The sequence below is a fragment of the Corynebacterium sp. HMSC06C06 genome (assembly GCF_001807295.1).
Taxonomy (GTDB): domain Bacteria; phylum Actinomycetota; class Actinomycetes; order Mycobacteriales; family Mycobacteriaceae; genus Corynebacterium; species Corynebacterium striatum.
This window is the reverse complement of the sequence record NZ_KV788492.1, coordinates 55,198-72,046: the sequence shown is the minus strand read 5'-3', so window position 1 is coordinate 72,046 and position 16,849 is coordinate 55,198. Positions and strand designations below refer to the sequence as shown.

13 protein-coding genes are annotated in these 16,849 nt (G+C 59.7%); 4 read left to right on the top strand and 9 right to left on the bottom strand.

Annotated features, from left to right (window positions below):
• The first annotated feature begins 24 nt into the window (after positions 1–24).
• Positions 25–846 (top strand): spermidine synthase, encoded by an 822-nt coding sequence (locus HMPREF3153_RS06885; RefSeq protein WP_070420418.1) that lies wholly within the window; start codon positions 25–27, stop codon positions 844–846.
• Here the strand turns inward: HMPREF3153_RS06885 and HMPREF3153_RS06880 are convergent.
• Positions 827–1,927, bottom strand: a complete 1,101-nt coding sequence (locus HMPREF3153_RS06880; protein ID WP_046645556.1) for a glycoside hydrolase family 25 protein — start codon at positions 1,925–1,927, stop codon at positions 827–829. The genes HMPREF3153_RS06885 and HMPREF3153_RS06880 overlap by 20 nt on opposite strands.
• A gap of 193 nt (positions 1,928–2,120) precedes the next feature.
• Between HMPREF3153_RS06880 and HMPREF3153_RS06875 the strand changes: the two genes are divergently transcribed.
• A complete protein-coding gene (locus HMPREF3153_RS06875) occupies positions 2,121–3,305 on the top strand; it encodes an HNH endonuclease signature motif containing protein (protein ID WP_070420417.1) in 1,185 nt (394 codons plus the stop codon).
• On the opposite strand, the gene HMPREF3153_RS06870 is transcribed toward HMPREF3153_RS06875, so the two are convergent.
• From HMPREF3153_RS06870 to HMPREF3153_RS06835, 8 genes are all read right to left on the bottom strand, one after another.
• Positions 3,277–5,592, bottom strand: coding sequence for a bifunctional lysylphosphatidylglycerol flippase/synthetase MprF (locus HMPREF3153_RS06870; protein ID WP_070420416.1), 2,316 nt, complete (start codon positions 5,590–5,592; stop codon positions 3,277–3,279). The genes HMPREF3153_RS06875 and HMPREF3153_RS06870 overlap by 29 nt on opposite strands.
• The gene (locus HMPREF3153_RS06865) at positions 5,579–6,787 is read right to left on the bottom strand and encodes an alpha/beta hydrolase (RefSeq protein ID WP_070420415.1); all 1,209 of its coding nucleotides are present in this window, start codon (positions 6,785–6,787) and stop codon (positions 5,579–5,581) included. The genes HMPREF3153_RS06870 and HMPREF3153_RS06865 overlap by 14 nt, the downstream gene beginning before the upstream one ends.
• A gap of 70 nt (positions 6,788–6,857) precedes the next feature.
• Positions 6,858–7,967: a cysteine desulfurase family protein gene (locus HMPREF3153_RS06860; RefSeq protein ID WP_046645553.1), complete on the bottom strand. Its 1,110-nt coding sequence runs from the start codon at positions 7,965–7,967 to the stop codon at positions 6,858–6,860.
• On the bottom strand, positions 7,967–8,908 hold the full coding sequence (locus HMPREF3153_RS06855) for an electron transfer flavoprotein subunit alpha/FixB family protein (RefSeq protein ID WP_070420414.1): 942 nt from the start codon (positions 8,906–8,908) through the stop codon (positions 7,967–7,969). The genes HMPREF3153_RS06860 and HMPREF3153_RS06855 overlap by 1 nt, the downstream gene beginning before the upstream one ends.
• A gap of 8 nt (positions 8,909–8,916) precedes the next feature.
• Positions 8,917–9,693, bottom strand: coding sequence for an electron transfer flavoprotein subunit beta/FixA family protein (locus HMPREF3153_RS06850; RefSeq protein WP_070420413.1), 777 nt, complete (start codon positions 9,691–9,693; stop codon positions 8,917–8,919).
• A 24-nt stretch (positions 9,694–9,717) separates the two neighbouring features.
• Entirely contained in the window at positions 9,718–10,920 is a 1,203-nt protein-coding gene (locus HMPREF3153_RS06845; RefSeq protein WP_070420412.1) for a THUMP-like domain-containing protein, read from the bottom strand.
• On the bottom strand, positions 10,917–11,744 hold the full coding sequence (locus tag HMPREF3153_RS06840; RefSeq protein WP_046645549.1) for an NUDIX hydrolase: 828 nt from the start codon (positions 11,742–11,744) through the stop codon (positions 10,917–10,919). The genes HMPREF3153_RS06845 and HMPREF3153_RS06840 overlap by 4 nt, the downstream gene beginning before the upstream one ends.
• A gap of 12 nt (positions 11,745–11,756) precedes the next feature.
• A complete protein-coding gene (locus HMPREF3153_RS06835; RefSeq protein ID WP_110301916.1) occupies positions 11,757–12,572 on the bottom strand; it encodes an ABC transporter ATP-binding protein in 816 nt (271 codons plus the stop codon).
• A 94-nt stretch (positions 12,573–12,666) separates the two neighbouring features.
• On the opposite strand from HMPREF3153_RS06835, the gene HMPREF3153_RS06830 reads away from it, so the two are divergent.
• Entirely contained in the window at positions 12,667–14,673 is a 2,007-nt protein-coding gene (locus HMPREF3153_RS06830) for a maltotransferase domain-containing protein (protein WP_070420411.1), read from the top strand.
• Between the two features lie 51 nt (positions 14,674–14,724).
• The gene (glgB, locus tag HMPREF3153_RS06825) at positions 14,725–16,845 is read left to right on the top strand and encodes a 1,4-alpha-glucan branching protein GlgB (protein ID WP_070420410.1); all 2,121 of its coding nucleotides are present in this window, start codon (positions 14,725–14,727) and stop codon (positions 16,843–16,845) included.
• Positions 16,846–16,849: the final 4 nt, after the last annotated feature.

Below are 16,849 nucleotides of genomic sequence, written 5' to 3'. Positions count from 1 at the left end.
CCTACATTCCCTAGGCTTAAAGACATGCGCAAAACGGATGAGTTGGTTGGCACTTACGAGATTTCCACAGGCACGGCTGAGGTACTCGCAGACGAATATCACGACAATGGTTACATCCTCATGGTCAATGGTGTGCCATCGAGCCACATCGTGATTGGTTCCCCGGAAGTCCTCGAATTCGAGTACATGCGGTGGATTGCCGCGGCGGTAGAAACGCTTCTGCCAGTCGATCCAGCTTCGCTGCGCATGACCCACTTGGGCGGCGCGGGCTGCTCCCTTCCCCGCTATTTCGCCAGTATCTGGCCCAAATCACGGCACACAGTGGTCGAGCTCGATGCAAAGCTGGGCGAGCTTGTGCGTACGCTTTTCGACGTCCCCCGCTCGCCCACCGTCAAGATTCGCGCCGGCGAGGCCCGCGCGGTTACAGACAGTTTCGTCCCTGCCAGCCGCGACGTCATCATTCGCGACGTCTTTGCAGGCGATACGACGCCATATCTCCTCACCACGGTTGAATTCTTCCGTGCGGCTCACGACGCCCTCGCTCCCGGAGGCCTCTACGTAGCTAACTGCGGTGATCACCACGACTTGTCTATCGCCAAAGCTGAGCTGCAGGGAATGTCGCAGGTCTTTGAACACATCTCCGTTATTGCCGATCCACCAATGCTCAAAGGCAGGCGTTACGGCAACATCATCCTCTTGGGCTCTGATCGCGAAATGCCAGCTGCGGGCTCTGTTGAAGCCGCACAACTGTCAAAGTTGCTGTTAGGTGGCGCTGTCCCCGCCCATTACAAAGACGAGAAGTGGACCAAAAAGCACATGCAGGGCGCTACTGCGCGAGCTGATTAACTGCTTCCTGTGCCTGCTCTACTTGGTCTGGGTTGACGCCGTTTTTCGTAGCGATATGGCCCGCGTTGTCCAGAAGGATGGCCAAGTCGCCGACTGTGAAGTCGCCAGTTGCCATTTCTACGAGGTCATCGATAGGCAGCGTTCCATTCTGGGTGAGCTGCTTGACGAAGTCCGTGAACACGCCCGCAGCGTTCCCGCCAAGACCTGCCTGCTCGGCGGCGTCGACAAGCTGCGGCGTCGCGATAATGCCTGCCGCCAACGCGAGGATGGCTCCGATCAGCGGACCACTGTTGGAGCTGAGGTCTGCTGCGTCGTCGCCGAGCACAAGGCCCTCAAGGATTCCGCCGATGTCGAGGTAGTTGCCGTTGCTGAAGGACTCGAGCTGCCCCTCGCTACCGTTAAACAGGTTCATGTCCACCGGACCGGTAATGCCGTTAACGCGGCCGGAGCCGGAACGTTGCCAGAAGGAGATCTTGTCCCAGCCACCCACTGGTTCCGGGGCCTTATCCTGGTATGCGGCGAGCCAGAGCGGCATATCGGAGAATTCCTTGGTGTTACCCATCTGCCCCATCCAGAAGTACTTGTAGGTGTAGATCATCGGGGTACGGCCGGTAAGCGCGCGCAGTTCGGTGGTGAATTGGCGAATCCAATTGGCTAGTTGCACCGGTGACAAGCCCTCGTCTACCTCAATGTCAAGAACAGGAGGCAGGGTCTGACCTGGCACGAGCGCCAGCTGCGCCGCAAAGTGGGCAGCCTGCGCTGAAGCTGACGACGCCGGGCGCGCGTAGTGATAGGCACCAACCTTGAGGCCCGCAGCAGAGGCTGCGTTGGCATCAGCAACAAAATAAGAGTTTGTCCAGTCGCTGCCCTCACTTGCCTTGACGAAGGCGAAGGACTGACCGTCAGTCTTGACGTCACTCCAATTAATCAGCGCTCCACCTGGATGCTGGTGTGCTGCGATGTCAATTCCCGAAGGGGCACTCGAGGTCCAAGCGCCGGCGGTCATCGTTCCTGCGATAGCTAGAGCAACGGATCCAACAACAGCAACGATGGCCTTGCGCATTCCCTTATTTGAAGTCATGCGCGTAACTGTACCGAGACAAACCCAATTATCCCTTTAGTAACACGCGTATCTTTTATAATATTTTCCACTTTTACCTCTTTCATTTCTCTCGTACATATTTTCGATTTTCCCTTGAGTTTAACTCCGTGCATGTTTAGAATGAGGGGCATGAACATACAAACAGATATTCTAACGGCGGGGGCCTGGGGGAATGAACGGATACTACCTGGTCAATGACACCTCATGCCCTGTAGCCACTGCCGCCAGGGAAGTAAGAAAGCTTGAGTTCGAGCTCTGGGCCGAATGCATTCCAGAGCACGACGCAGATATCGAACTAGTTATCCAAAATCTAGCCACCGCAACAGGCCGCGGTACCTACCAAACAAAGAAGATTCTCTTCGCTCTATACCGCATCCACGAATTGCCTCAATTGCTTGCGTTGCAACATGAGTCATACTTCCTCGACATATCCAGGCTCACTGCCATCGACCTCGCTCTCAACAAACTCGGCGCGCCTTCACCGGAAGCTCTCGAGCAAATTGACGCGGCGTTGTGCGAGTTTTTCACTCCCACTAAGCCGCGGCAGGTTCTTCCATCCAACCGCGCCATCACCAAATTCATCTACGACCTCCTCCGCCTGCTTGATGACAACATCGAGCCAGAATCAAAGGAAGAGGAAAAGCGAAATGATTCCTACTCCACCTACCCAGTACCGGGCGGCCGAGAGGCCATCAGCGCCGAATACGACGCCGCCACAGCATTCGAACTAGACAAACACATCAAAGACACCGCCGAAAAGCTAGAGATCACTCCGGCCGCGGCCCTCGAAAAACTCATTCGCGGAGAAGCTAATTCCCAAGCCACAGTCATCCTCAACATGTACCGCGCTAGCGACCTCAAGGATGCGCCTGCGTTCATTCAAGACGTCGGCTGGGTATCCGCTGAGGTAGCGGACACACTGGAACCCACTGTCGTTCGTGACATGGAAAAGGCCGAGACCGCGGTGAGCAGCAGTTACACCACACCGGCCACGATCCGTGCGTACGTCGAAGGGCGCGACCTCACCTGCCGCATCCCTGGTTGTGACCGCCCAGCCTGGGAATGCCAGATGGACCACCGCATAAACTTCGCAGACGGAGGCCAAACCACAGCATCGAATTTGGTGAGCCTATGCCAGCCTCACCACAACCTCAAGACCGACGGCCGCGTCTGGTACATCATGGACGAAGAAACCAATGACATCATCTGGCTCTTCGACGATGGCCACTACGAATTCTCCCGAGCCGAAGGCCCCCTCGCTCCGAAGAAGCGCAACTGGTTGCGAACTTTCATGGAGGCCGTGGCAGCAAGAAGAAGGGAGGCCCGAGCTAACTGTTTGAAAGACGAAGAGCGTTAAGCGCCTCGGATGCTTTCAAGTTGGGTAGGTATGCGTGAACAACTGCCAGACCGATCGAAGGAAGCGATAGCTCGTCCTCGTAGCAAAGGAACCACTTGTGCTCTTCAGGCTGAAACTTCCTCTTGCTGGCAGCCAGCGAACGGAATCCATAGAGAGGTTCCATCTGCTCTCCTATTTTGGCGAGCAAAGTATCAAGTGTGGATGGATTCTGGGCTGCTCCTGCCAACGGCGCACCAGAAAGCGAAATCCACTCGCAGCCTTCTCCAGCCGCAATCACAAGCGCCTCCGAGATGAGCAGTTCCATCACGCCCTTAAAACCTTGATCATTGCGGCGCATCACGTCGAGCGTATACCCCACAAGTTGCCCATCACGGCTGACCGGCATCCAGCTGGTCATGCCATGAATCATGCCATCATCACCAATTGCTAGGAGGAGCCGCGTGCCAGCCACCTTCATTTCTTCGATACCACCCAAGGTGAACCCCATCTCTGGGAGCGCCTTCTCGCTCACCCATTCCTCACTCAGTGCCACGAGGGCGGATGCCACACCGACGTCGAGTTCGTCCCAAGTGGTCCAGACAGTTGTGACGCCTTCCTTCGCCGCCTTGTTACGCGCGGTGCGGATGTTCTGGAATTTCTTACCCTTAAATTCGGTGTTCTCACAGCTCAGCACCGCTTCCTCGGCGACCTCGAGACGCTTAAAATCTGGGTGGTTATTAGCAAAGTCAGCATTCACGGAATACCACGCCGGTGTCATGCCTTCGGTCCTGACAAAGTCTTCAAACTCACGCGAAATATCGTCGCCGACCGGTCCGCCCAGAGTCAGGGCAATTCCGTTGGAAGCACGGTAGGCCACGTAGGAATCTCGCTCGAAGAAATATCGGTTGCCCTGCCACAAAGTCATGAAAGAGAGGTGGTCGCCAGAACGTCGTTCCAGGATTTCGCGCGCCTTGACACGGTCGGCCTCCTGATGAGGATCCGAAGGGGCGGCAAAACAGCGCCACAAGGCCCAAATCACTGCGAGCCACCATACGTTGCCCACCCATTCATAAAAGAACCAGCCAAAACCGTTGGCCGGGATCAGCTCATGTGGAGCGACCAGTGTGATCACTGCAGGAAGGAACCGCAACGGCCACTCAGCAAGAGCAGTGCTTAACGACGCCCCGCCTACAAACGCCGACTTAACCAGCAGCGTTCCGAGCAGCCACGCAGCCGAGCAGGAAGCAGCCACAATGGCCAGGATGCCCGCGTATTTCTTAAGCATGCGCGGGGATTCGTGAACGCTAAAAAGCTTGTGCGAGTAGAGCAACACAGCAATGCAGAACAGCCAAGGAAGCAGCGCTTCAAACAGATTAACCCCATACAAAAAGAAGCCATCTTGGTCAAGATCCCAAAGCTGAATCAGGAGGAAGCCCAAGGAAGCGAGCTGAACGACCAAGGAAAGAGACCAAGCAACACGCCGGCCGCGCACCAAGCCAAAGCACAATACAAGCTGAAGAAGAAGCGGCATCAGGTTGGCCAACATGGGCCCAAAGCCATGCATGCGAGCAATGTCAGCTGCCGAGATGCACGCATCGGACGTGGAATCGAGTGTGCACAGAACTTCGACGGAGACGTCGGAAAGCACAGGCCCCCACATGAGTCGGGTGAGGTCAGAAAAAGGCCCTTCGGCGATGGGATTGATTGCCACGAGAACGGGGCTGATGGCAACCGCGCCCAAAATCAGGGCAACGAGGACGCGCCGCTCGCGAAGTGAGGGCGTCGCACGCGATTGAGGATGCCTCCACATGCCCAAGAAAAGACCAAGCAGGGCCGCGGTAAGGCCAAGCACATCTGCAAGAGAGCCGGCGTAAAAGACGTTGGTCAAGGCCAGCACCATGATAAGTACTCGGAAGCGGCGCTTCCACAGGCGGGGCATAATCGCTGAGGCATACATGGCTGCGCCAAAGATCCAGCCAACCGGCGTAAACAAGAAGTTGTGGAGCAAGTCGTCGCCCCATCGATTCAAGCCGGTGATCTCAATTCCGCGGGCAATAACAAGAGCGAGCGGTGCCGAAACCATTTGTGCCAGAAGGCCAACGACGAAGTATTTCTTGCTGCCCAAAACCTTTTCTGTGGGGATGCCAAAGACGAGCGCAAAGAAGGTCACGACTATCGAGCCACCAATGGTGACGGTACTCAACCCAGAGGTGACGACCCATTCGTAGTCAAGCAGATGCAAAGCCCACATCACCGCGATAAGAGCTGCGGTAACTGGGAAGAACTTGAGCTTCTTAAGCGTGGACATCGGATTCCTTAATTCCGTCGAATGGGTCTCGTTCTACTTGGATTCCTCCGCGGGCTGCAGCCCACGCGAAGGTTTGTCTAAGCGCGGGCCGCCAAACCCCGAAGGAATGGCCGCCGGGAAGCGTGGCAACGTAGCTCTTCGCGCCTGCCTGCCGAAGCATCCCGGCGAGATCGTTCTGCGCGCTCTGGGCATCTTTATCCTTATCGCCGGAAATGAACGCCACTGCAAGATTGGGATATTTCTTGTTCTGAAGCAGGTGCGCAGGATTTTGTGCTTGGAAGGCGCGCTCGTCGCCTTCGAAGAGCTTCGTCACGGTGTCCGAGTGATTGCCCAGGGTGGGCTCAGCTTGACCGGAAAAGTCCATGTAACTGCCGTAACTTGCGGGATGGTTCGTGGCCACTTGCAGCGAACACGTACCGCCATAGGACAAGCCTGCAAGTGACCAGTGCGACTGATCCTCGTCTACGCGCAGCTGCTTTTTGATTGCAGCGGGCACGTCCTGCGAGAGATAGGTCATGACCTTGGCACGGGCAGAGTCGGCGCATACGGGATTTCCAGTTTCCGAGCCAGTCGCATCCACCGCGATAACGATTGGCGAGACTCCTCCGTTTGCTGCTTGGAACTGGTCCGCGGTCTGCGCGGCGCCGCCCGAACCAAACCATTGTTCAGGTCCACCCGGGTTGCCGTGGAGGAGCACCATCACTGGCAGTCGTTGTCCGCGGAAATAAGCAGGTGGCAGGTAAGCGATGGCCTCCCGCGCCTGAAAGCCTGACTTCTCCCCTTGCAGGTTCAAGTGCACCGTCGCAGCACCTTGGCCCTTGTAGGTAGGCAACTGCCAAGGTGAGATCTCTTGGGCCACGGGCCTAGGGTCGAGGGAACCGACGGTCGGGTACGTTTGGTACTCCAAATTCACCAAACCGGCCAGTGCGATCAAGGACAACAGCCCAGCGATCACGGTCGAAGTCTTAGGTTTGCGAAGCAACGCAGCGATAGCAATGGCACCCGCGATCAGAATGTAGACGGGAACGTCCCAGTGCCGAAGGAAAAGCCACGCGATGATCGCGGCAGCAACGGCGAACAAGACCGGCTTTATCTTGCGGGTCCATGCAATCAAGCCAACTGCGCCCACGAGGATGACCACGTAAATGATGCCATTAACAGGATCAGCCAGCGGAAGGTCTAGGAAGAAATTCACTCCTAAACACTAGTCCTGCGCTGGCTGAATACGCTGTGAGAAGGCTGCGAGGTTGGTACTGAATCGCTACCTAAACGCTGCGGGCACGCGCTACCACTGCGGGCAGCTCCTGGAGCACGAAGTCAACGTCCTCTTGGGTGGTGTTGCGTCCGAGGGTAAAGCGTAGCGAACCAATTCCATCGGCCTCGGAAACATTCATTGCTTCCAGCACGTGTGACATGCGATTCACGCCGGAATGGCATGCACTGCCTGTCGACGCCTCGATGCCCAACGAGTCGAGCAGCATGATGAGGCTGTCGCCATCAGTTCCGGGGAAAGAAACGTGCAGGTGCGAAGGAAGCATCGGCTCGGAGGAGTTGAGCACCACGTTGTCAATGCTGGATACGATGCCTGCGCGGAGGGCGTCGCGAAGCTGGCCCACGCGCTGGGACTCGGAAGGAATCTCGGCGATGGACTCCTCGAGAGCTGCGGCTAGAGCCGAGGCACTGGCGACGTCGACTGTGCCAGGGCGGATTCCACGTTCCTGGCCGCCGCCATAGGCGATGGGCTGCGGTGCCGGGCTGCGCTTGGCCAGCAGGAGTCCGATGCCGCGCGGGCCGCCGAACTTGTGGGCGCTCGCAGCCAGAGTGGTCAGCCCCAGCTCGTGAAAGTTAATGGGCAACTTACCTGCTACCTGGACCGCATCCACGTGAACGGGCGTACCGGCAGCTTGCGCGCGCGCCGCGAACTCGGCGATGGGCTGGATAGCACCGGTCTCGTTGTTGGCCCACATGCAGGTGGCGACGTCGGCCGGGGTATCGAGGAGCGAGAGGTCGCTGACGTGGGAGTGTCTGTCGACAGGCAGCAGATCCACCTGCGCGCCCTTCAACTGTGCGACGGTGTCGCGGACAGCGGGATGCTCGATGGGCGTCGAAATGACGCGGTTTGTGTTGCCAGCCTTGTAAAGGCCCTGGATAGCGATGTTGTCTGCTTCAGTTCCAGAAGAAGTGAAGATCACTTCGATGGGTTCGCAGCCAAGGAGCTCGGCGACTTTCTCGCGGGCGTCGTCAAGCACGGAGCGAGCGCGCCTGCCAGAGGCATACTGGGCTCCCGAGTTAACGGCCCCGGAGGCGGCAACCCAAGCATCGATGGCCACCTGGCGCATGGGTTGGGTGGCCGCATAGTCGAAGTAGCGAGACATTACTTGCGGGACTCCAACTCAGCAACGAGTGCCGGGGCGATCTCGTGCACGTCGCCCACGACGCCGAGGTCGGCGATCTGGAAAAAGGGCTCGTCCTGGTCCTGGTTGACCACGACGATGGTGCCGGAGGTCTGCATACCGGAAGTGTGCTGGATGGCGCCGGAGATTCCGAGGGCGATGTAGAGATCGGGTGACACGGTGACGCCAGTCTGGCCCACTTGGTGTGCTGGGTCGTAGAAGCCCTGGTCAACTGCATCGCGGGTGGCGCCGACGGCGCCGCCGAGGGCGTCAGCCAGCGGCTCCACGATGGTGGAGAAGTTGTCTTCAACGCCGCGGCCGCCGGAGACGACAACCTTCGCTGCGGTCAGCTCTGGGCGAGCCGACTTCTCGTGCGGGGTGAAGGAAGCAACGGTGACGTCCTTCGCGGTGGCGGCGGACAGCGGCATCGGTGCGGGAGCGACGGCAGCCGGCTGCGGATCAACGGTCACGGCGCCTGGGCGCAGAGTGTAAATCGGGGTGGCCCCGGCTGCGGTGGCGGTGGTCTCGTAGGAGCCGCCGAAGATGGTCAGGTGTGCGGAACCATCGGCGTTGATGCCGTCGACGTTGACCAAGGCGCCAGACGCCAAACGCGCAGAAAGGCGGCCGGCGATCTCGTTGTTGGTCGGGGTGGCTGCCAGCACGATTGGGGCTGGGTTCGCGGCGGCGAGGGCGTGCAGGGCATCGACCTCGGGCAGAATGATGCGCTTGTCGTAGTCCTCGGCGGTCGCCTGGACGATCTGGGCGGCACCCAGTGCTGCGAGCTCGGAATCGAAGGCATCGGCTTGCTTGCCGACGACGACCGCAGAAACGGTGCCCAGGGCACGAGCGGCGGTAATGAGCTCGCCGGTGACAGGGCTCAGGACGTTATCTTCGTGTTCTACAAGTACGTATACGTGAGACATTTATTCTCCTAGATAAGGTTCTTCGCGGCGAGGAAGTCAGCGATCTGCTTGGCGGCTTCTTGTGGGTTCGGCTCGGTAATGACCTCGCCGGCGGTACGGGCTGGGCGCTGAGCAGAGGCCGTAACGGTGGTGGTCGGAGCCACGGCATCGATGCCGAGCTTGGCGACGTCGAGGGTGCTAACCTCTGCCTTCTTCGCGGCCATGAGGCCCTTGAAGTTGGGGAAACGCGGTTTGTCGGCCTTGTCGGTGAAGGAGACGATCGCAGGCACAGGCGCCTCGAGCTTCCAGTGACCGTGGGCGTCCTCGCGGACGCCGCGCAGGACGCCGCCATCTAGGCTCAGGGACTTCAGATCGGTAAGCGCAGGCAGCTGGCGGTACTCGGCGAGCAGACCTGCGAGCAGGCCGGTGGATGCGTCCGAAGAGGAGTTGCCGAGGGTAATAACCTGCACGTCCTCAATAGTGTTGATGGCCGCGTTCAGGGTCCATGCGGTGGACAGCGCGTCGGCGCCGGAGAGGGCGTCATCAAGCACGTGCACTGCCTCGTCCGCGCCCATGGCAAGAGCCTTGCGCAGCGCCTCATCGGCGGCGGCTGGACCCATGGTTAGTGCTACGACCTTGAACTCGGGGTTAGCCTCCTTCAGGCGCAGGGCCTGCTCAACGGAGTACTCGTTAATCTCGTCGATGACGTTGTCGACGCTGGTGCGGTCGAGGGTGTGGTCTTCCTCGAGGGACTTGGTGGACCAGGTATCCGGTACGTGTTTGACCAGAGCCACGATTGCGGGCATTGGACACTTCCCTTTCCGATAGATTTATGTTGCGTAATTATCCTCGGACGATACTACTCGCGCTCCGCACAGCAACGCGATTCCCTGCGTGCCAATGCGTGTCATCACAATCGCCATGGAACGTTTGCCCTTGAGCTTGAGCTTCTTGCGCAGCTGATCCGGATCGACGTTTAGACCGCGGACCAGTATTTCGAGCGAGCCCGCGCCGTGTGCCTGCAGCGCAGCCTTAAGCCGCTTGACGGGCACGGCCTCAATGAATGGAAATCCGGACGTGCCTGCCGGGATGCGTTCCCCGGTGAGGTACGCGATACGCGGATCGAGCTGGTGCAGGCCCTCCCGGGCCGCGTAGTGGCGCACCAGACCCGCGCGGACCACGGCGCCATCGGGGTCGATGATGTAGCTGCCGATGTCGCCGGCCTCGGGCAGGTTGTCCTCGTCAAAGTCGTTGCTGTCGAGGATGTCTGCGGCGCCTTCAGTACCTTCAGCGCCTTCAGTGTCTTCCGTGCCGTCTTTGAGCAACACAGCCTGGCGGCCGGTGGCCAAGCCCGGGGTATAGAGACACGCTTCCTTGACGTTGCCGTTCACGCTGGCCACAGAGACCAGTCCCGGCCACTGCGAGAAGTCGAGGCCGGGCGCGCACTTCACGGCCAGCTCGGCACTGTGCGCAATGCGCGAACTGTCAGCACTGTGCGCAGCAACTAGGTCCGGCAGAGGCGGCAAAAGCTTGGCGGGATCGGTGATCCGCTTGCCGTCCTTGCGGCGCGCGGGGTCAGCGATGAGTACCCGTGCAGTGGAGGTTTGGGTCAGCGCATCGGCGCGGAAGAAGGGGTGGGCCACGTTGTGCTGGGCCATTTTGATGCGGGAAGCGTCCAGGTCGGAGCCGATGTAGGTGCCCTTGTTCCAGGCGTGCCCTTCGGTGCCGATGGAACAGGTGACATCGTGGACAAGTTCCACGCCCAGGCCTTGCAGAAAGCGGCGTCGGTACTGCGCCAGCACCAAAGGCGTGGCCTGCTGCGCAGAGTCGGAATCCATGAGCCAGTCGGCTGGTAGCTTGCCGCTGCGCCGGGCTTTGATCAGTTCGGCCACGCAGCGATAGTTCTCACCGTAGAGCTGCTGGAGCTTGGCGACGTCGCTCAGCTGCGAGGCTTTGCTGAACTCAAGGTTTAGGCCCGCGATTTCGGGCAGATACTGGGTGAGGAAATCGACCTCAGCGAGGGTATAACTCATATTCTGTCTACTGGGAAAGTCGTAAAGTACTCGCGGTAGCGCGGGTCGTCTTTGGGATCGCCGATGATGGGGCGAAGGTCGGAGAAGGAGGCGTCGTCAAGCGCTTCTTGCACCGTGGAATAGCTGGATAGCCGCAGCATCTGTGCCCACGTGGGCAGCGCAAGGCGCACCAGCCCGGCGCGCCAACCGTCGAGGACGAGCTGCGGTGGAAACCAACCGGCGTCGTCGGCCTCCATGGTGTGACCGTCCGGCTCCTGGCCCTCGGGCAGTACCCCAATGAAAAAGAAGGTGTCGAACCACTGTCCCCCGTCTTCGCCTGCCCAACGGGACCACGGGCGGAGCATGTCGGAATCGGCGCGCATGCCGTTGTTGCTGAGAAACTCGGTAAAAGAGATGTCATGGGATTCGAGGAGGACGCGCTCGCGGTGATAACGCGATGCGTCGGAGACAATGCCGTCGTCGCGAATGGCGAGCAGCGTGCCGGATTCCTCGAACAGTTCGCGGATCGCTGCAAACACCAAGGCATGTGCTTTGTACTTGGTTACTCCCATGCGCCGTGCCAGGGAGATAACGGAGCGGCCTGTCCACAGATCGCCTGAGTCCCACATACGGGGCGGGAAGTCACGTGGGTCGACTCCCCCGCCCGGGAACACCGCGTGCCCTGGATAGTTGCGCATGGTGGACACGCGCTCCTGAATCCATACCTCGAGCCCTTCTCCGCCGTCTCTAAGAAGCAAGACAGTCGCCGCCAAGCGTCCACCATTGAACCCGGTGGTTTCGTTATGGTCGATCGCGTCAAGGCGGTCATGGATGGGCTGGGTCATGCATCTTTCCGTTTAGCGTAGGCGGCGGGCGAAGTACCGATCACCGATGCGATCCACTTGGATCGGCTGGTGGAATGCCTGCGTGAGGTTCGCGGAGGTGAGGACCGAGTTAATGAGGCCCTTGGCCACGACCTTACCCTCATCGAGGATCATCGCATGCGTAAATCCGAAAGGGATTTCTTCTACGTGGTGAGTAATCATGACGATTGCAGGCGCATCAGGGTCGAGAGCTAAGCCTCCCAGATATCCCACTAGGTCTTCCCGACCTCCTAAGTCCATGCCTGCGGAGGGCTCGTCGAGGATGAGTAATTCGGGGTTCGACATCAAGGCACGCGCCAAGATGACGCGTTTCTTCTCCCCTTCCGACAGGGTGCCCCAAGTGCGCTCCGCAAGGCGGCTAGCGCCCACTTGTTCGAGAATTTCATAAGCGCGAGAGAAGTCCATGTCTTGATATTCCTCGCGCCAGCGGCCGAGCACTGCGTAGCCTGCGGAGATAACGAGGTCATCGACGCGCTCGTTATCGGGGATGCGATGTTGCACGGCAGCTGAGGAGATGCCGATGGCGGCGCGGAGATCGCGCATGTCGGTCTTGCCAATGCGCTCGCCCATGAGGAAGGCGGTACCGCTGGAGGGGAACTCTTCCGCGGAGGCCATGCGCACGAGGCTGGTCTTGCCGGCGCCGTTGGGGCCGATGATGACCCATCGCTCGTCGAGTTCTACTTGCCAGTCAACTGGGCCCACCAGGGTCTGGCCGCCACGTCGAAGTTCGACGCCGCGGAAGTCGATGAGCCAGTCTTCGTCAGTCTCTGGCTGGGGAGCTGGGTTCATTGGATTCACTGGGTTTGTTTGATTCACAGGTTCTATTGTGGCGGATATTTCTGTTGGCCGGTGAAAGTGACACAGCTGCATTAATCTTAAGGGCATGACTACACGCCTTGCTATCGATGACGTTCGCCCAAGCTTGTCCGGTTCTGTCCCTTCTAAAGCAGTGGTGGACGAGGTAATTCCAGTAACTGCGCTGGTGTGGCGGGAGGGCCACGACGCAGTCGCCGCAACGTTGTCGGTGTGGAACTCGGACTCCCCCGCGGTTTCTTCCGTGACGATGGACTTCGATGCCGTCAATCCCGACCGAGTGCATGGCGTGTTTACTCCGGCGACCCCCGGCCGCTGGTTCTTCCGTGTGGACGCGTGGTCAGATCCGATGGCGACGTGGCGTAACGCCATTACCAAGAAGATGGAGGCCGGCCAGTCAGCGCAGGAACTGTCCAATGACTTGCTCCACGGCACGGAGCTCTTCGAGCGTGCATCCCTTCAGTCCCCAACGGATAAGGCAGCGCTGCTTATCGACGCCGCCCGTGCGCTGAGCGACGAATCCTTGGACCCCGCCGAGCGAGTGCAACTGGCGCTGTCTGAAGAGACTACGAAGCTTTTGCACACCCACCCGCTGCGTGATCTCCTCGTAGAGGGCGAAATCCACGAGGTATTAGTTGAGCGTCGCGAAGCGTTATTCAACTCTTGGTACGAGTTGTTCCCTCGCTCCACGGGCGGTTGGGACGAGAACGGCCAGCCGGTGCATGGCACGTTCAAAACCACGCAGAAGGCTTTGGAACGCGTCGCGGATATGGGCTTCGATACCGTCTACTTCCCGCCGATTCACCCGATTGGCGAGGTACACCGCAAGGGCAAGAACAACTCCGTGGTAGCAGAGCCAGACGACGTCGGCTCCCCGTGGGCTATTCAAGACCACTCCGCCACGCACCCGCAACTGGGCACGATGGAAGACTTCAAGGAGCTGGTGGCCCGCGCAAAGGAGCTGGGTCTCGAGGTGGCCTTGGACTTGGCCCTTCAGGCTTCGCCGGATCACCCATGGGCGCAAACCAATCCAGAGTTTTTCACGGTGCTGCCGGACGGCACCATCGCCTACGCGGAAAACCCGCCAAAGAAGTACCAGGACATCTACCCACTCAACTTCGATAATGATCCTGACGGCATCTACAACGAGATTTTCCGCGTGATCATGCTGTGGGTCGATGCGGGTGTGACCACCTTCCGCGTAGATAACCCGCACACGAAGCCAGCAAACTTCTGGAACTGGCTCATCTCCAAGGTCCACGTAACCCATCCTGAGGTCATCTTCTTGGCTGAGGCCTTCACCCGCGCACCGCGCCTGTTTGGGCTGGCCAAGGCGGGCTTTACCCAGTCTTATACCTACTTCACCTGGCAGACCTCCAAGTACGAGTTGACGGAGTTTGCCAAGATGCACGTCGAACAGGCTGATATCTGCCGCCCGAACTTGTTCGTGAATACCCCGGACATCCTGCACGAGTCCCTACAGACCGGCGGCCGCGCAATGTTCGCCATCCGCGCGGTTCTCGCGGCCACCTTGTCGCCGCTGTGGGGCGTCTACTCCGGCTATGAGCTCTACGAGCACGAGGCTGTTGCGCCGGGTAGTGAAGAGTACTTGGATTCCGAAAAGTACGAGCTGCGCCCGCGCGACTTCCAGGCAGCGCTGAAGAAGGGGGCGTCGCTTGAGGCTTACATCCGCCTGCTGAATCTGATTCGCCGCGAGAACCCGGCCCTGCAGCAGCTGCGCAACCTCAAGTTCCACAATGCGGATAACGAGAACATCATCGCCTACTCAAAGGCGGACCCAGCCACCGGCAACGTGGTTCTCGCCGTGGTGAACCTAGACCCGCGCAATGCCCAGGAGGCCACCGTGACCGTGGACATGGAGGCCATCGGCCGCGCAGACGGCGACGTCTACACCGTGCACGATGCGATCACTGGCGCGGCTTATAACTGGTCCAACCGCAACTTCGTGCGCCTCGAACCGATGCGCGATGTGGCCCACGTGTTCGTCCTTCCACAGGCAGACTCCCATTCGTTGAACCGCCTTGCCTGGCGTGACGTTGACGATTACCGCGCATAACGCCTTTCATAACCAGCCCCGCACCCGCACACAGTTAGGTAACTTGGACACATGACCATTCCGGAACCAGACCTTTCCCGCCTTAATAATTGCCGTCACCACGCGCCGCATGCCTTTTATGGCTGGCATGAAGGTCTCGTCCGCACCCGCCGCCCTGGCGCTGAGGCAGTCCAGTTGGTTACCGCGGCTGGCGCTGTAGACATGTCCCCGGTGGGCCACGACTTGTGGGAGGCAACCCTGCCTCAGGAACAGGACTACCGCCTGCGCGTTACCTACCCGGGACAGACGCCTGTCGACGTCGCCGACGGCTATCACTTCCTGCCCACCTTGGGCACGCTGGACCTGCACCTGATTTCCGAGGGCCGCCACGAGCGCCTGTGGGATGTGTTGGGCGCGAACCTGAAGAGCTACGACACGGACCTGGGCACCGTCGACGGCGTGGCCTTTGCCGTGTGGGCGCCGAACGCTGAAGGCGTTGCGGTAATAGGCGACTTCTGTGGTTGGAATCCCACCCAGTACCCGATGCGCAGCTTGGGTTCAACTGGTGTTTGGGAGGTCTTCATCCCAGGCATTAGCGAGGGCGAGCACTACAAGTTCGCCATCCAGACCAGGGACGGCCGCCGTATCGATAAGGCGGACCCGCTAGCCAAGCGCACTATTGCCCCGCCGGAGACTGCCTCGGTGGTCGCCGCTAATCGCTACGAGTGGAACGACGCTGCGTGGTTAGAGCAGCGCAATGGTGACCTTAACGTGCCAATGAGCGTCTATGAGCTGCACGTGGGTTCCTGGAAGATTGGTTCCAATTACAACTCCCTGCGCGAAGAGCTCATCCCGTACCTGCAGGAGCATGGCTTCACTCATGTCGAGCTGCTCCCTGTTGCCGAGCACCCATTCGGCGGTTCCTGGGGCTACCAGGTGTCGGGCTACTATTCCCCTTCCGCGCGTTGGGGTACTCCGGACGACTTGCGCGCGCTTGTCGACGCCCTCCACGGCGCCGGCATCGGCGTCATCGTCGACTGGGTCCCGGCGCACTTCCCTAAGGATGACTTCGCCCTGGGACGTTTCGATGGCCAGGCTCTCTACGAGCACCCGGACCCGCGCCGCGGCGAGCAGTCCGACTGGGGCACCTACGTCTTCGACTTTGGCCGCAACGAGGTACGCAACTTCCTAGTGGCCAACGCTTTGTACTGGGCGGAGGAGTTCCACATTGACGGCCTGCGCGTCGACGCGGTGGCTTCTATGCTCTACCTGGACTACTCCCGCGACGAGTGGCTTCCCAACCAGTACGGCGGCCGCGAGTACCTGGAGGCGGTCCAGTTCCTGCAGGAGACCAACGCCACGCTGAATCGCGTCCATCCTGGTGTCTTGACCATCGCTGAGGAGTCCACCTCCTGGCCAGGCGTTACTGCACCGACGGATCAGGGCGGTCTGGGCTTCTCCCTGAAGTGGAACATGGGTTGGATGAATGACACCTTGGAGTACTTCAAGCACGAGCCCATCCACCGCCAGTACCACCATGGTGAGCTGACCTTCTCCATGATTTACGCCTACTCGGAGCGATACGTGCTGCCGTTTAGCCACGACGAAGTTGTCCACGGCAAGGGCTCGCTCTGGACCCGCATGCCGGGCGATGACTGGAACAAGGCCGCCGGCCTGCGCGCGCTCTATGGCTACATGTTCTCCCACCCTGGCAAGAACTTGCTTTTCATGGGCCAGGAGTTCGGCCAAACCACGGAGTGGAACGAGTCCAACTCGGTTGACTGGTCCAACCTGGAGGGCTGGGGCAACGAGTGGCACCACGGCATCAAGCGCTTGGTGCGCGATATCAATGCGGTGTACAAGGACACCCCGGCGCTGTGGTCGCAGGACTTTGCACCTGAAGGGTTCCAATGGGTCAAGTCTGACGACTCGAACAACAACATGTTGGGCTACGTCCGCTACGGCACGGATGGCTCCGCGCTGTTGGCGGTGTGCAACTTCTCAGGCAGCTCGGTGCCCAACTATAACCTGTGGCTGCCGCGCGACGGCGCGTGGGAGATGATCCTCAACACTGACGACGCCGTCTACCAAGGAGCAGGCAACGATCTGCCGCGCTGGATTCACTCGCAGGGCAACTACACGGAGCTCCACTTGCCGTCGAACTCCGTGCAGTGGTACCTGTTCAGGGGCTAAGCTC

Bases quoted from the DNA above. Each gene is read 5' to 3' on its own strand.
- HMPREF3153_RS06885 (WP_070420418.1), top strand. From the start codon at position 25: ATGCGCAAAACGGATGAGTTGGTTGGCACTTACGAGATTTCCACAGGC.
- HMPREF3153_RS06880 (WP_046645556.1), bottom strand. From the start codon at position 1,927: ATGACTTCAAATAAGGGAATGCGCAAGGCCATCGTTGCTGTTGTTGGA.
- HMPREF3153_RS06875 (WP_070420417.1), top strand. From the start codon at position 2,121: ATGAACGGATACTACCTGGTCAATGACACCTCATGCCCTGTAGCCACT.
- HMPREF3153_RS06870 (WP_070420416.1), bottom strand. From the start codon at position 5,592: ATGTCCACGCTTAAGAAGCTCAAGTTCTTCCCAGTTACCGCAGCTCTT.
- HMPREF3153_RS06860 (WP_046645553.1), bottom strand. From the start codon at position 7,967: ATGTCTCGCTACTTCGACTATGCGGCCACCCAACCCATGCGCCAGGTG.
- HMPREF3153_RS06855 (WP_070420414.1), bottom strand. From the start codon at position 8,908: ATGTCTCACGTATACGTACTTGTAGAACACGAAGATAACGTCCTGAGC.
- HMPREF3153_RS06850 (WP_070420413.1), bottom strand. From the start codon at position 9,693: ATGCCCGCAATCGTGGCTCTGGTCAAACACGTACCGGATACCTGGTCC.
- HMPREF3153_RS06845 (WP_070420412.1), bottom strand. From the start codon at position 10,920: ATGAGTTATACCCTCGCTGAGGTCGATTTCCTCACCCAGTATCTGCCC.
- HMPREF3153_RS06840 (WP_046645549.1), bottom strand. From the start codon at position 11,744: ATGACCCAGCCCATCCATGACCGCCTTGACGCGATCGACCATAACGAA.
- HMPREF3153_RS06835 (WP_110301916.1), bottom strand. From the start codon at position 12,572: ATGAACCCAGCTCCCCAGCCAGAGACTGACGAAGACTGGCTCATCGAC.
- HMPREF3153_RS06830 (WP_070420411.1), top strand. From the start codon at position 12,667: ATGACTACACGCCTTGCTATCGATGACGTTCGCCCAAGCTTGTCCGGT.
- glgB (WP_070420410.1), top strand. From the start codon at position 14,725: ATGACCATTCCGGAACCAGACCTTTCCCGCCTTAATAATTGCCGTCAC.